The 13,843-nt window shown below is 63.7% G+C and carries 9 protein-coding genes and 5 pseudogenes; 11 read left to right on the top strand and 3 right to left on the bottom strand.

The window, feature by feature from the left end:
• From NI18_RS26805 to NI18_RS26815, 5 genes and pseudogenes are all read left to right on the top strand, one after another.
• Positions 1 to 187: hypothetical protein (locus tag NI18_RS26805; protein WP_306286329.1), on the top strand; the 187-nt coding region annotated here is incomplete at its 5' end.
• A gap of 146 nt (positions 188 to 333) precedes the next feature.
• A pseudogene (locus NI18_RS09505) lies at positions 334 to 1,291 on the top strand (IS481 family transposase).
• Positions 1,292 to 1,351: 60 nt separating this feature from the next.
• Positions 1,352 to 2,054, top strand: a pseudogene (locus NI18_RS23250) (IS5 family transposase); the annotation flags it as partial.
• A gap of 101 nt (positions 2,055 to 2,155) precedes the next feature.
• Complete coding sequence (locus NI18_RS27955; protein WP_347574834.1) at positions 2,156 to 2,770, top strand: transposase; 615 nt, start codon at positions 2,156 to 2,158, stop codon at positions 2,768 to 2,770.
• A gap of 71 nt (positions 2,771 to 2,841) precedes the next feature.
• Positions 2,842 to 3,235, top strand: a pseudogene (locus NI18_RS26815) (transposase); the annotation flags it as partial.
• A 232-nt stretch (positions 3,236 to 3,467) separates the two neighbouring features.
• On the opposite strand, the pseudogene NI18_RS09520 reads toward NI18_RS26815, so the two are convergent.
• Positions 3,468 to 4,975 (bottom strand): annotated as a pseudogene (locus NI18_RS09520) (glycerol-3-phosphate dehydrogenase).
• A gap of 121 nt (positions 4,976 to 5,096) precedes the next feature.
• On the opposite strand from NI18_RS09520, the gene glpK reads away from it, so the two are divergent.
• Positions 5,097 to 6,590 carry a glycerol kinase GlpK gene (glpK, locus tag NI18_RS09525; protein WP_031441528.1) on the top strand — a complete coding sequence of 498 codons (1,494 nt, stop codon included), beginning with the start codon at positions 5,097 to 5,099 and terminating at the stop codon, positions 6,588 to 6,590.
• 17 nt (positions 6,591 to 6,607) lie between these two features.
• Here glpK and NI18_RS09530 read toward each other — a convergent pair whose 3' ends face one another.
• Complete coding sequence (locus tag NI18_RS09530; RefSeq protein ID WP_031395863.1) at positions 6,608 to 6,988, bottom strand: hypothetical protein; 381 nt, start codon at positions 6,986 to 6,988, stop codon at positions 6,608 to 6,610.
• A 317-nt stretch (positions 6,989 to 7,305) separates the two neighbouring features.
• A complete protein-coding gene (locus tag NI18_RS09535) occupies positions 7,306 to 8,565 on the bottom strand; it encodes an MFS transporter (protein WP_347574835.1) in 1,260 nt (419 codons plus the stop codon).
• A gap of 288 nt (positions 8,566 to 8,853) precedes the next feature.
• Here NI18_RS09535 and NI18_RS09540 point away from each other — a divergent pair, with 288 nt between their 5' ends.
• The 5 genes and pseudogenes from NI18_RS09540 to NI18_RS09560 all read left to right on the top strand — a co-directional run bounded on the left by NI18_RS09540 (position 8,854) and on the right by NI18_RS09560 (position 13,838).
• A complete protein-coding gene (locus NI18_RS09540; protein WP_042467556.1) occupies positions 8,854 to 10,065 on the top strand; it encodes a ubiquinol oxidase subunit II in 1,212 nt (403 codons plus the stop codon).
• 10 nt (positions 10,066 to 10,075) lie between these two features.
• Complete coding sequence (gene cyoB, locus NI18_RS09545) at positions 10,076 to 12,076, top strand: cytochrome o ubiquinol oxidase subunit I (RefSeq protein ID WP_031395866.1); 2,001 nt, start codon at positions 10,076 to 10,078, stop codon at positions 12,074 to 12,076.
• A 4-nt stretch (positions 12,077 to 12,080) separates the two neighbouring features.
• Positions 12,081 to 12,724, top strand: a pseudogene (gene cyoC / locus NI18_RS09550) (cytochrome o ubiquinol oxidase subunit III).
• Entirely contained in the window at positions 12,721 to 13,122 is a 402-nt protein-coding gene (gene cyoD, locus NI18_RS09555) for a cytochrome o ubiquinol oxidase subunit IV (protein WP_031395868.1), read from the top strand. Before cyoC ends, cyoD begins: the two are co-directional and overlap by 4 nt.
• The gene (locus NI18_RS09560; RefSeq protein ID WP_037529716.1) at positions 13,122 to 13,838 is read left to right on the top strand and encodes an SURF1 family protein; all 717 of its coding nucleotides are present in this window, start codon (positions 13,122 to 13,124) and stop codon (positions 13,836 to 13,838) included. Before cyoD ends, NI18_RS09560 begins: the two co-directional genes overlap by 1 nt.
• Positions 13,839 to 13,843: the final 5 nt, after the last annotated feature.

Raw genomic sequence — 13,843 nt, forward strand, 5'->3', positions numbered from 1 at the left:
AATCGGGTTCTCCTCGAGGTCACGGCAGAGTTGCGCGCGCAGCGTCCAGGCACCACCCTCGTTCGCGAAGATCGCCATCAATTCTTCGCGGATCGAGTCGGGGGCTCTTGCTCTCGTCGAGCTTCTGGTCGGTCAGCGCGCGGGGAATTTGGGCGATTGCGGCACGATGTCGGACTTGGCGATATAGTCGCCGAATCGGAGCGGCGCTTGCGTGCCATAGCGATCGCCGATCGGGTTGGTGTCCGGATACCTAATTCGCTGTTCCAAAGCAGCTAGGTGTTTGATCCCACGGTTTGATGGTGCGATCCTTTCGTTGGAATGGAAGGAAGCCGTATGGGACAAGTACGTCACGGGAGCGCCACGACCACGCACGCCGTCAGAGCAGCAATACAGCGATCGCAAGCTTCGCTCTCGACGCTGAGCCGAGAGCGTGGGATCAACCCGAAGACGGTCGCAAAATGGCGGCAAGCGGGCAACGGTTGAGGATCTGAAGACCGGGCCGAAGGCCCTCACTCCACGACCTTGACCCCAGCGAGGAGGCAGCGGTCGTTGCATTCCGGCGTCACACATTACTGCCTCTCGACGATTGCCTATACGCGTTGCAGCCGTCGATCCCGCATCTGACACGGTCAGCGCTGCACCGCTGCCTGCAACGGCACGGCATATCCCGTCTACCGGACATTGAGGGGGACAAGCCGAAGCGACAGCGCTTCAAGCGCTACCCGATCGGCTTCTTTCACATGGATATCGCCGAGGTTCAGACTGCCGAAGGCAAACTTTACCTGTTCGTCGGCATCGACCGCACGAGTAAGTTCGCGGTCACCCAGCTCGTCGACAAGGCGGACAGGCGAACGGCGTGGGAGTTCCTTGAACACCTGCTGAAAGCGGTGCCGTACCGGATCCATACGATCCTGACAGACAACGGCATCCAGTTTGCCGAGCAGCCGCGCAACCGTAACACCGCCTGGTCGCGTCAGATGCGCTTCGACATGATCTGCGAAGCAAACGACATCGAGCACCGGTTGACCAAGCCGAACCACCCGTGGACGAACGGTCAGGTCGAGCGGATGAACCGCACCATCAAGGAGGCGACGGTCAAACGCTTCCATTACGAGAGCCACGAGCAGTTGCGGGTGCACCTCGCAGACTTCATGGCAGCCTATAATTTCGCCCGTCGCTCAAGACGCTCAGTGGCCTCACGCCTTACGAATACATCGCCAAATTCTGGACGTCAGAGCCTGACAGGTTCATCGTCGATCCGATCCACCAGATGCCGGGACTAAACAGCTAGGGTCAGGACCCATTGATCTGAGAGGCACGATCTGATTCAGGCTCCGTGAGGAGACCGCGCATGAGCGACCTGTACTGGCTGACCAACGAGCAGATGGCGCGGCTCGAGCCATATTTCCCAAAGAGCCACGGCAAGCCCCGAGTTGATGATCGGCGGGTGTTGAGCGGCATCGTTTTCGTCAACCGCAACGGACTGCGCTGGTGCGATGCACCCAAGGAGTATGGCCCCCACAAGACGCTCTACAACCGGTGGAAGCGGTGGGGCGAAAGGGGTGTCTTCGTCCGCATAATGGAGGGGCTGGCTGCCGCGAGCGCCACGCCTAAGACGATCATGATGACGCGACTTACCTAAAAGCACACCGCACGGCATCGAGCCTGCGGGTTAAAAAGGGGGCCTTGGGCGCCTGATCGGACGCACCAAAGGGGGCATGAACACCAAGCTGCACGCCGTCACCGATGCAGAAGGTAGACCGCTCAGCTTCTTCATGACGGCTGGTCAGGTCAGCGACTACACCGGCGCTGCCGCGCTACTCGACGATCTACCCCCGGCGCAGTGGATGCTGGGCGACCGCGGCTACGACGCAGACTGGTACAGGGACGCCCTTCAGGCAAAGGGCATAACGCCCTGCATTCCCGGCCGAAAATCCCGGATCATGCCCGTCAAATACGACAAGCGCCGCTACCGAAGCCGGAGCCGTATCGAGATTATGTTCGGTCGCCTGAAGGACTGGCGCCGCGTTGCCACCCGCTACGATCGATGCCCGACCGGCTGCGCTTCGGCGTGTCCGAGCATCTCGCTGCGAGCTATACCTGGTGGTATCCGAACCAGATGGGGTGGTTGCCGCCCTCCCCAGACGGCATCGGAATGTGCCAAATTAGCGAGGTTGAATCACTTAGCGGAAAGGACGGCAATCGTGACTACGGATACGATGATCGGAGTGGACCTGGCAAAGTCGGTTTTTCAGCTTCACGCCACGTCGATGTCGGGGCAACCGATGTATCGGAAAAAGCTGTCGCGGCAGGGCTTTGCGGAGTTTATGGCCAAACAGGCTCCCGCCGTGGTCGTTATGGAGCTTGCGGCAGCGCGCATTACTGGGCTCGCGAGATAAGTCGGCTTGGGCATAAGGTCAGACTGATCGCCCCGCATTACGTGAAGCCGTTTGTAAAGCGTCAAAAGAACGATGCGGCAGATGCCGAGGCCATCGTCATTGCTGCCCAACGCCCTGAGATGCGCTTCGTTGAGCCAAAGTCCGAAGAACAGCAAAGTAGGGCCATTTTATTTCGCGGCCGGGAACGGCTCGTTCGCCAGCGTACGGAGTTAATCAACGCACTTCGCGCATGTCTTTATGAATACGGTCATGTCGTACCTCAGGGAATTCGCTGGCTTACTAAAATCGAAGACATACTAACGGCGCCAAAACTGCGACCTGCCCGAACTCATGCGCGAGGAATCACGCGACTTGATGAAGCAAATCGCTGAACAGACAGTCCGCATCGATGCCCGTACGGCAAAGATAAAAAGACCTCGCAGCAGAAGGCGATACAGCGCGGCGTTTGCAGACAATACCTGGGGTTGGTCCAATGACCGCTTTGGCAGTCGAAGCCTTTGCTCCACCGATGGAGAGTTTTCGATCCGGCCGTGACTTTGCTGCATGGCTTGGCCTTGTTCCCCGCCAATTCTCTTCCGGAGGTAAAGAACGCTAGGCCGAATTTCCAAGGCAGGGCAAGGCGATATTCGCAAACTTCTGATTATCGGAGCGATGTCGCGCCTGAACTGGCTCGGGCGCAATCGATTCCCGACGGTTCCTGGCTGGCTGGCTTGGCAGCGCGGAAGCCGAGGATGCTTGTGGCGATCGCGTTAGCGAACAAGATGGCTCGAACAATTTGGGCATTGCTCACGAAAAACGAGAACTACAGGAATTCGGTGCTGACAGCTGCAGCATGATCATCATGCCGCAGCTGCCTATCGCCGGATAAAGGGGGGTGTGAGAAGGCGACGACCCGAATGGGCAAAATGATCGAACAGATCTGGATCAGGAAAACCAGCGTATATCTGCGAGCCATAAAGCTCGGAACTCAGATTTGGACCTGATCCGCGGATCACCATACCGGCCAGCGGCTTCTGAAATGCCGCAGTAATAGGCCTGACAGAAGAGCGCACTCGATCATACGCAAACTCAGGTCAAACCATCTTGCACTTTGGGCGGCAACCACAGAAGATATACGTCGATCCGTGCGGCGGCGTCGGCGGGTACGTGCAGCCCGAGCTTGCTGCGGCGATAGAGGATGTCGGCCGCCGACCGCGCCCATTCCTGATCGACGAGATAGTCGATCTCGGCAGCATGAAGCCCCGCGCCGAAATCCTCGCCAAGCTCGGCGGTGGTGCGCGCCGCACCGAGGATCCGGCCCACCCGCGTCCCGTAGGCGCGGCCGAGTCGGCGCAGCAGTTCAGTCGACAGGTCGGGGTACGCCCGGATCAGCGCTTCGAGATACCGGTCGAAATCGCTCTCGGGCAGATCTCCACCGGGCAGCGCGACCGTCGCGGTCCAGCTTTTTGTCAGGTCCGTGTTTCGATCGGGGAAGAAGGGGGCAAGCTGGATCATCGCGTGCTCGGCGAGCTTGCGATAGGTCGTGATCTTGCCGCCGAAGATGCTCACCATCGCGGCGCGATCCTCCGCGGCGTCGAGATCTAGCACATAGTCGCGTGTCACCGCCGACGCACTGGCCGCGTGATCGTCGTAGAGCGGGCGGATCCCCGAATAGCTCCAGACGATGTCGGCGGGGGTGATGCCACGCTGGAAATACCGGTCGATGGTGTCGCACAGATAGGCGGTCTCGGCGGCGTCGATCGTCGCGGGGCCGGGGGCGCCCTGCCAGGCCTCGTCGGTGGTGCCGATCAGCGTGAAGCGACCTTCATAGGGAATCGCGAAGACGACGCGCTTGTCCGGGTTCTGCAACAGCAGGGCGTGATCGCCCGCATAGAGGCGCGGGACGACGATGTGGCTGCCCTTGATCAGCCGGACCCCGCGGTCGCGGTGCGAATCGGGGATCTTGCCCAGGACATCGGCGACCCAGGGTCCCGCCGCGTTGACGAGCACGCGGGCGGTGACGGTCCGCTCGCCCTGCGCATCGGCGATCGTCGCGGACCAGCCGCCGTCCCGTCGGGTCGCCGCGACCAGCCGGGTGCGCGTCAGGATCGTCGCGCCGCGCTCGGCCGCATCGCGCGCGTGAGCACGACCAGCCGGCTGTCCTCCACCCAGCAATCCGAATAGACGAAGGCGCGCGTCGCGCCGGGTTTCAGCCCGTCGCCCAGCGGATCGCGGTCGAGACGCACGGTCCGCGTCGCGGGCAGGATCTTGCGGCCGCCCAGATGGTCGTAGAGGAACAGCCCGAGCCGGACCATCCAGGCGGGACGCGGCGAATGCGTCTGCGGCAGGACGAACTGCAGCGGCCAGATGATGGGCGGCGCGATCGCCAGCAGCCGCTCGCGTTCGATCAGCGCCTCGCGCACCAGCCGGAGTTCGCCATATTCGAGATAGCGCAGCCCGCCATGGATCAGCTTGGTGCTGGCCGACGAGGTATGGCTGGCCAGATCGTCCTGCTCGACCAGCAGGACCGACAGTCCGCGCCCGGCGGCATCGCGCGCGATCCCGGTGCCGTTGATGCCGCCACCGACGATCAACAGGTCGACGTCGAATTTCGCGGGCGTTTCATCATCGTCTCCCGTTTACCACCGCGGGCCGACCGGTGGCTAGCCTCGACGCGGGGTGGTGGGGCGGCCTAGAGCGGTCGCAAAGGAGAGCCGCATGGGCCAAGCCACGCACGTCCTCGCGATCGATCAGGGTACGACATCGACGCGCAGCATCCTGTTCGATGCGACGGCCAGACCGGTCGCGACGGCGCAGCGCGAATTCGCGCAGCATTATCCGCGACTCGGCTGGGTCGAGCATGACCCCGAGGACATATGGCGCGACACGCTGGCGACCGCGCGCGAGGCGATCGCGCGCGGCGGCGTGCCCGCGCGCGACATCGCGGCGATCGGCATCACCAACCAGCGCGAAACCGTCGTCGTCTGGGATCGCGCGACGGGCACGCCGATCTACCCCGCGATCGTCTGGCAGGACCGCCGCACCGCGGATGTGTGTCAGAGCCTGAAGGCCGAGGGCGCGGAACAGATGGTCCGCGACAAGACCGGCTTGCTGCTCGATCCCTATTTCTCCGCGACCAAGATCGCGTGGATCCTCGACACCGTGCCGGGTGCGCGTGCGCGCGCGGACAAGGGGCAGCTCGCCTTTGGCACGATCGACTGTTTTCTGCTGTGGCGGCTCACCGGCGGCGCGGTGCATGCGACCGACGTGACCAATGCCGGGCGCACGCTCCTCTACGACATTCGCCGGCAGGACTGGGACGATGTGCTGTGCAGATTGCTGCGCGTGCCACAGGCGGTGCTGCCCGAGGTGCACGACAACAGCCATGTGTTCGGCACGACCGCACCGGGGTTGTTCGACGTCCCGATTCCGATCGCGGGAATGGCGGGGGATCAGCAGGCGGCGTTGTTCGGCCAAGCCTGCTTCGCGCGCGGCATGGTCAAGTCGACCTATGGAACAGGATGTTTCATGCTGCTCAACACCGGTGACACGGCGATCGCGTCCGACCACCGGTTGCTGACCACGCCCGCCTATCGGCTGAACGGGCAGATGACCTATGCGCTGGAGGGATCGATCTTCGTCGCCGGCGCGGCGGTCAAGTGGCTGCGCGACGGGCTCGGCGTGATCACCAGCGCGCACCAGACGCACGACATGGCGACCGAGGTTCCCGACAGCCACGGCGTCTACATGGTCCCCGCCTTTGTCGGGCTGGGCGCGCCGCACTGGGATCCCGACGCGCGCGGGCTCATCACCGGGCTGACGCTGGGCGCGACGGGCGCGCATCTCGCACGCGCCGCGCTTGAGGCGGTCGGCTATCAAACGCTCGATCTGGCGCAGGCGATGGTCGCGGACGGCGGCGCGGCGCCCGCGACGCTCAGGATCGACGGCGGCATGGCGGCGAACGACTGGCTGTGTCAGTTTCTCGCGGACATGCTCGAGACACCGGTCGAGCGGCCGACGCATCTCGAGACGACCGCGCTTGGCGCAGCGTTCCATGCGGGGCTGGCGACCGGCGTCTGGCCCGATCTCGATGCGTTGTCGCAGACGTGGCGGCGGGGGGCGTGTTTCGAGCCGCGCATGGCGACGAACGACCGCGCCGCGCTGATCGCCGGCTGGCACGCCGCGTTACGCAAGGCGCTCAGTACGGACTGACGATCGGCCGGGCCGCCTCAGGATGCGACGCGCAGACCCGTCACGCGCTGGACCAGGACTTCGATCTGGCCGCGATGGAACCCGGCGGCGAGGAACCGCTCGATCTCGGCGACCGGCAGCGCGAAGCCGTGGCGCCACGCATGGACCGAGAGCCGACGCAGCGCCTCGAGCCGCGGGTCGGCCAGCGGCGAGCGCTCGGACAGGCCGAAGATCGTCCGCAGCGCGCGGTCCAGCCGTCCCGGCACCGCCAGGCTGCGCAGGCCGTCTTGCTTCGCAAGCATGATGACATGCCATTCGAGCTGCGTGAACCCGGCCCGGCCTTCGGTCTGCGCGGCGCTGATCGTCGGCCGGCTGGCGACGGGGGCGGCGAACAGGTTGTCGAGGTCGAGATAGGCCATGGTCGGGTCTCTTCGGATGGACAAAGGGGCACGCGGCGAAGGTGCCGCGTGGGAAACAGGTCGAATTGTGGTGCAGCGCTTCGGGGCGGCAGCAAAATCATCGTTAGGTGAAGACCGGAGCAGGATCCCTGGACCCCGATCGTCTTCGATACCGCTCGGTATAGTAAGCGCAGGCGGGCGTCAATCGCCTTTTGTACCGACGGGTAGGGTTTCGACCGGGCCTGAAAACCGTAACGTCACCCGCCGCGGGTGCGGCGGGTGACGTCAGTCGTGTAGTCTGGATAGGCGGGCAGCTGTAAGCCGGCCCGCCGGTCAGCTCAGCCCTCGTTGGCGCGCTTCGCCAGTTCCTTGTTCACGCCAAGCGCGATCAGCGTGCAGACCGCACCCGAGAACAGATAGGCGCCGCTGGCCGCGAGGCCGAGCTTGCTCGACAGCAGCAATGCGGCGAGCGGGGCGAAGCCCGCACCGAACAGCCAGGCCAGATCGGTCGTCAGCGCCGACCCGGTATAGCGGTGCGTCTTGCCGAGGCTGGTCGCGAGCGAGCCCGACGACTGGCCGAAGGACAGGCCGAACAGCGCGAAGCCGACGATCATGAACACCCACTCACCGGTCGCGCCGCCGTCGAGCAGCATCGGCGCACCGATCGCGAACAGCGCGATCAGCACCGCGGTGCTGCCGAGCAGCGTGCGGCGACCGATGCGATCGGCGAGCAGCCCGGAAACGAGCGTCGCGCACAGGCCGATCGCCGCGCCGATCACCTCGATCGTCAGGAACCGGCCTGGCGTCTCGCGCGTGAACAGCACGATCCACGACAGTGGGAACACCGTCACCATATGGAACAGCGCGAAGCTGGCGAGCGGGGCGAAGGCGCCGAGCACGATGGTGCGGCCTTCGGCGCGAATCGTATCGAGCACGGGCGCCGGCTGTAGCGCACGCGATTCGAACAGGGTGGTGAACTCGGGCGTGACGACGAGGCGGAGGCGGGCGAACAGTGCGACGACGTTGATCGCGAAGGCCACGAAGAACGGATAGCGCCAGCCCCAGTCGATGAAGTCGGCGGCAGGCAGCGTCGCGACGAAGAAGGCGAACAGGCCGCTGGCCACCAGCAGGCCGAACGGCGCGCCGAGCTGTGGCAGCATCGCGTACCAGCCGCGGCGACCCTCGGGCGCGTTGAGCGAGAGCAGCGAGGCGAGACCATCCCAGGCGCCCGCGAGCGCGATGCCCTGCGCGATACGCAGGATCGACAGCAGCACGACCGACCAGTTGCCGACCTGCGCATAGCCGGGGAGGAAGCCCATTGCCACGGTCGCCGTGCCGAGCAGGAACAGCGCGATCGTCAGCTTGGCGCTGCGGCCATAGAGCCGATCGACCGCAATGAAGATCACCGACCCGAGCGGGCGCGCGATGAAGGCGAGCGCGAAGACCGCGAACGAGTAGATCGTCCCCTGCAGCCGGTCGACATAGGGGAAGACCAGCGTCGGGAAGACGATGACCGAGGCGATCGCATAGACGAAAAAGTCGAAAAATTCGGACGTGCGTCCGATGACGACGCCGATCGCGATCTCGCCCGGCGACACCTTTTTCCCGTGATCGTGAAGATCGCGGGCATCGTCTTCGAAAGCGTCGATGCGGCGTGTGCACTCATTCTCAAACTCGCTTCCGTGAGGCGGCTCGCCGCCCAATGGCCTTTTCGGACGGCGCACCGATCATACGCCTTTTCGTCGACTGCGGGCAGGGCCTTTCGGAGTCACACCGAGAGACCTATCTCTGTCGCATCATGAGCGCCATGCCTTTGCTGCAGTGCGGCGCCCATTGGACAAATTGTCCACTATGGAATGATCTAACAGCGGCGTAGGGGCGAGTACATGACCGCCGAGCTATCGAATTCCAGGCCCCGATCCTGGCTCTTACGCGCAGCAGCCCTGCTGCCCGCGCTGTTGATCAGTGGATGCAACTGGGTCGTGATGTCGCCATCTGGCGATATTGCGGTGCAGCAGCGTGACCTGGTCCTCATCTCCACCGGGCTGATGCTCATCATCATCGTCCCGGTGATCGCGCTGACGCTGTTTTTCGCTTATCATTACCGGCAGGCGAACAAGAGCGCGAAGTACGAGCCGACCTGGGATCACTCGGTCGGGCTCGAGCTGCTGATCTGGGGCGTGCCGCTGCTGATCATCATCGCGCTCGGCGCATTGACCTGGACCAGCACGCATCTGCTCGATCCCTATCGTCCGCTCGGCCGCATCTCCGCGCAGAGCGGCGATATCGGCGAGAACACGCCGGTGGGGCAGCTCGCGGGCAACCAGCAGACGATCACGGGCGGCAAGCCGCTCGACGTCCAGGTCGTCGCGCTCGACTGGAAATGGCTGTTCATCTACCCCGAATACGGCATCGCCACGGTCAACGAACTGGCCGCGCCGGTCGATCGCCCGCTGCGCTTCAAGATGACCTCGTCCTCGGTCATGAACGCCTTCTACATCCCCGCGCTCGCCGGCATGATCTACACCATGCCCGGGATGGAGACGACGCTGCATGCGGTGATCAACAAGCCCGGCAATTACGAAGGCTTCTCGTCCAACTATAGCGGCGCGGGCTTTTCGGGCATGCGCTTCCGCTTCCACGGGGTGTCCGACGCGGGCTTCGATGCCTGGGTCGCGAAGGTCCGGAACGGCGGCGGCGGTCTGAACCGTGCCAACTACATGCAGCTCGAAAAGCCGAGCGAGAAGGTGCCGGTCCGCTATTTCGGCGGTGTCGAGAGTTCGCTGTTCAAGGCGATCGTCGAGCAGTGCGTGAAGCCCGGCAAGCCGTGCATGTCGGACATGATGGGCAAGAACCCGCATGACGGCATGGCGATGCCCGGCGTCAATGGCGGCAGCGGGCCGCAGGACGCCGGCCCCCGACCCGAGGGCGGCTTGATGAAGGACGGCGACGAAAAGGGGAGCGGGAAACACTGGTCTGCGCCAGCCGACATAAAACGCGACGGCGCCAACGCCGCGCCCGGCTCGCCTGCCAACCGCAATCACACCATGCTGACCCCCTCAACCATGCCGGGCTCGCGCCCCGTCGCGAACGGCTAGAGAAAAGCTCATGTCAGACTCCATATTGAAGACGATCTTCGGCCGACTGACGCTGGAATCGCTGCCGCTGCATGAACCGATCGTCGTCGCGACGTTCGGCATGGTGGCGATCGGCGGTGCCGCGCTGCTGGCCGCGCTCACCTATTTCAAGGTGTGGGGCTATCTGTGGAACCAGTGGTTCACCAGCGTCGACCACAAGAAGATCGGGATCATGTACATGATCCTCGCGATCGTCATGCTGCTGCGCGGCTTCTCCGACGCGATCATGATGCGCCTGCAGCAGGCGATGGCGTTCGGGGGTAGCGAAGGCTATCTCAACGCGCATCACTATGACCAGGTCTTCACCGCTCACGGCGTGATCATGATCTTCTTCGTGGCGATGCCGATGGTCACCGGGCTGATGAACTATGTCGTCCCGCTCCAGATCGGTGCGCGCGACGTGTCGTTCCCGTTCCTGAACAATTTCAGCTTCTGGATGACCGCGGCGGGTGCCGTGATCGTCATGATGTCGCTGTTCATCGGCGAGTTCGCGCGGACCGGCTGGCTCGCGATGCCGCCGCTGTCGGGGATCGCCTATTCGCCCGATGTCGGGGTCGATTATTATATCTGGGCGCTCCAGATCGCGGGCATCGGAACGTTGCTGTCCGGCGTCAATCTGGTCGCGACCATCGTCAAGATGCGTGCGCCCGGCATGGGCATGATGAAGATGCCGATCTTCACCTGGACCGCACTGTGCACCAACATCCTGATCGTCGCCGCCTTCCCGGTGCTGACCGCGGTGCTCGCGATGCTGTCGCTCGACCGGTACATCGGTACCGCGTTCTTCACGAACGACGCGGGCGGCAACCCGATGATGTACGTCAACCTGATCTGGATCTGGGGTCACCCCGAGGTCTACATCCTGGTCCTGCCGGCGTTCGGCATCTTCTCGGAAGTCACCTCGACCTTCTCGGGCAAGCGCCTCTTCGGCTACAGCTCGATGGTCTATGCGACGCTCGTCATCACGATCCTGTCGTACCTTGTCTGGCTGCACCACTTCTTCACCATGGGGTCGGGGGCGAGCGTCAACTCGTTCTTCGGCATCACCACGATGATCATCTCGATCCCGACCGGGGCCAAGATCTTCAACTGGCTGTTCACCATGTACAAGGGGCGGATCCGGTTCGAACTGCCGATGATGTGGACGATCGCCTTCATGGTGACCTTCACGATCGGCGGCATGACCGGCGTCCTGCTCGCGGTGCCGCCTGCCGACTTCGTGCTGCACAACTCGCTGTTCCTGGTCGCGCATTTCCATAACGTGATCATCGGCGGCACGCTGTTCGGCATGTTCGCCGGGATCAACTACTGGTTCCCGAAGGCGTTCGGCTTCAAGCTGGACGAGAAGTGGGGCAAGGTCTCGTTCTGGTGCTGGGTGTCGGGCTTCTACTTCGCCTTCATGCCCCTCTATGTGCTCGGCCTGATGGGCGTGACCCGCCGCATGCGCTATTTCGACGATCCGAACCTGCAGATCTGGTTCGTCATCGCCGCCTTCGGTGCAGCACTGGTCGCGGTCGGCATCGCTGCCTTCCTGATCCAGATCTTCGTCAGCATCCGCAACCGCGAGGCGCTCGCCGATCACACCGGCGACCCCTGGGGTGGCCGGACGCTCGAATGGGCAACCTCGTCGCCGCCGCCCGACTATAACTTCGCGTTCACGCCCGTCGTTCATGATCTGGACGCCTGGTACGACATGAAGGACCGCAAGCATCAGCGGCCGGTCAGCGGCTTCCGCGCGATCCACATGCCGAGCAACACGGGTACCGGCGTCGTGCTGGGCGTGCTCAGCATCGCCTTCGGCTTCGCGATGATCTGGTACATGTGGTGGCTCGCGGGTCTGACGCTGGTCGGGATCTTCGCCACGACGATCTTCCACACCTTCAACTACAAGCGCGACTTCTACATCCCGGTCGAGGACGTGATCGCCAGCGAGGACGCGCGCACCCGCATGCTCGCGACCCAGGGAGCCTGACGCGATGTCTTCGGTATCATTGAAGAAGGACGGTCTGGACGAGAAGGGTGAGCCCCTCTCGTTCTACCAGCTGGAAGAGCATCACCATCCCGAGGGCAGCAGCACGATGCTGGGCTTCTGGATGTACCTGATGAGCGATTGCCTCATCTTCGCGGTGCTGTTCGCAGCTTACGGCGTGCTCGGCACCAGCTATGCCGGCGGACCGACGCCCAAGGAGATCTTCGAGCTGCCGCTCGTCGCGGTGAACACCGCGATGCTGCTGTTCTCGTCGATCACCTATGGCTTCGCGATGCTGTCGATGGAGGAAGGGCGTCAGCGCATCATGCAGATGTGGCTGGCCTTTACCGGGCTGTTCGGCCTCGCCTTCCTGTCGATCGAAATGTACGAGTTCGCCACCCTCATCCATGAGGCGCGGGTCCGACCCGCAGCGCGTTCCTGTCGTCCTTCTTCACACTGGTCGGCACGCACGGCCTGCACGTGACGATGGGCTTCATCTGGCTCGTCACGCTGATGGTGCAGGTGCAGAAGCACGGCCTGATCGCCGCGAACAAGCGCCGCCTGATGTGCCTCAGCATGTTCTGGCATTTCCTTGACGTCATCTGGATCGGCGTCTTCACCTTCGTCTATCTGATGGGTTCGCTGCGATGACCGACCGCCCCGCCACCGCGCACGACGCGCATGCCGACCACGCCCATGACGATCATGGGCATGGCGACGACCACGCGTCGCACGGGACGCGCAAGAGCTACCTCAAGGGGTTCTTCCTCTCGGTCATCCTGACCGCGATCCCGTTCTGGGCCGTAATGACCGGCGCGTTCAAGGATCCGTCGACCGCCGCGCTGGTGATCATGCTGTTCGCGGTGATCCAGATCGTCGTCCACATGATCTACTTCCTGCACATGAACGGAAAGTCCGAGAATGGCTGGACGATGATGGCGCTGATCTTCACGATCATCCTGGTCGTGATCACGCTCAGCGGCTCGATCTGGGTCATGTATCACCTCAACACCAACATGATGCCGATGCAGGCCGCGGTAGATATGTGATGTCAGGGCATGCCCGGCCGCGGCCGGCGATCTGGGTGGCGGGCTTCATCGCGCTGCTGCTGTTCGCCGGGTTCTGCGCGCTGGGTGTGTGGCAGGTCGAGCGTCGTGTCTGGAAGCTCGACCTGATCCGGCAGGTGGCCGCGCGGTCACAGGCCGCACCGGTCGCGCCGCCCGGCCCGGCGTACTGGCCGGCGATCACGGCGAGCAGCGATGCGTATCGCCGTATCCGGGTGAGCGGCGTCTTCGCGCATGACCGCACGACGCTGGTCCGCGCCGCAACCGCACTTGGCAGCGGCTATTGGGTGATGACGCCGTTACGGACCGCACAGGGCTTCGATGTCCTGGTCAACCGCGGCTATGTCTCGCCCGAACAGCGCGGCGCCTATGCGCGGCCGGTCGGGATGGTGACCGTGACGGGCTATCTGCGGATTACCGAACCTGGTGGTGGCTTCCTGCGCAAGAATGATCCCGCGACCGACAACTGGTATTCGCGCGACGTCGCTGCGATCGCGGGCGCGCGTGGCCTTGACCGCACGGCGCCCTATTTCATCGACGCGGACAAGGTCGGGGACGGCGCACCGGTCGGCGGCCAGACCGTCATCGCGTTTCCGAACAATCATCTCGTCTACATGCTGACATGGTTCGGCCTCGCCGCGATGACGGTGCTCGGCTTCGTCGTGTTCGTGCGACACGATCGTCGTCGTGATAGACGCTGATCGGC

Source organism: Sphingomonas sp. Ant20, assembly GCF_000783375.1.
GTDB lineage: Bacteria > Pseudomonadota > Alphaproteobacteria > Sphingomonadales > Sphingomonadaceae > Sphingomonas > Sphingomonas aerolata.

Coding starts and splice junctions, on each gene's coding strand:
- NI18_RS27955 (WP_347574834.1), top strand. CDS start 2,156: ATGTGCCAAATTAGCGAGGTTGAATCACTTAGCGGAAAGGACGGCAAT.
- glpK (WP_031441528.1), top strand. CDS start 5,097: ATGGGCCAAGCCACGCACGTCCTCGCGATCGATCAGGGTACGACATCG.
- NI18_RS09530 (WP_031395863.1), bottom strand. CDS start 6,988: ATGGCCTATCTCGACCTCGACAACCTGTTCGCCGCCCCCGTCGCCAGC.
- NI18_RS09540 (WP_042467556.1), top strand. CDS start 8,854: ATGACCGCCGAGCTATCGAATTCCAGGCCCCGATCCTGGCTCTTACGC.
- cyoB (WP_031395866.1), top strand. CDS start 10,076: ATGTCAGACTCCATATTGAAGACGATCTTCGGCCGACTGACGCTGGAA.
- cyoD (WP_031395868.1), top strand. CDS start 12,721: ATGACCGACCGCCCCGCCACCGCGCACGACGCGCATGCCGACCACGCC.
- NI18_RS09560 (WP_037529716.1), top strand. CDS start 13,122: ATGTCAGGGCATGCCCGGCCGCGGCCGGCGATCTGGGTGGCGGGCTTC.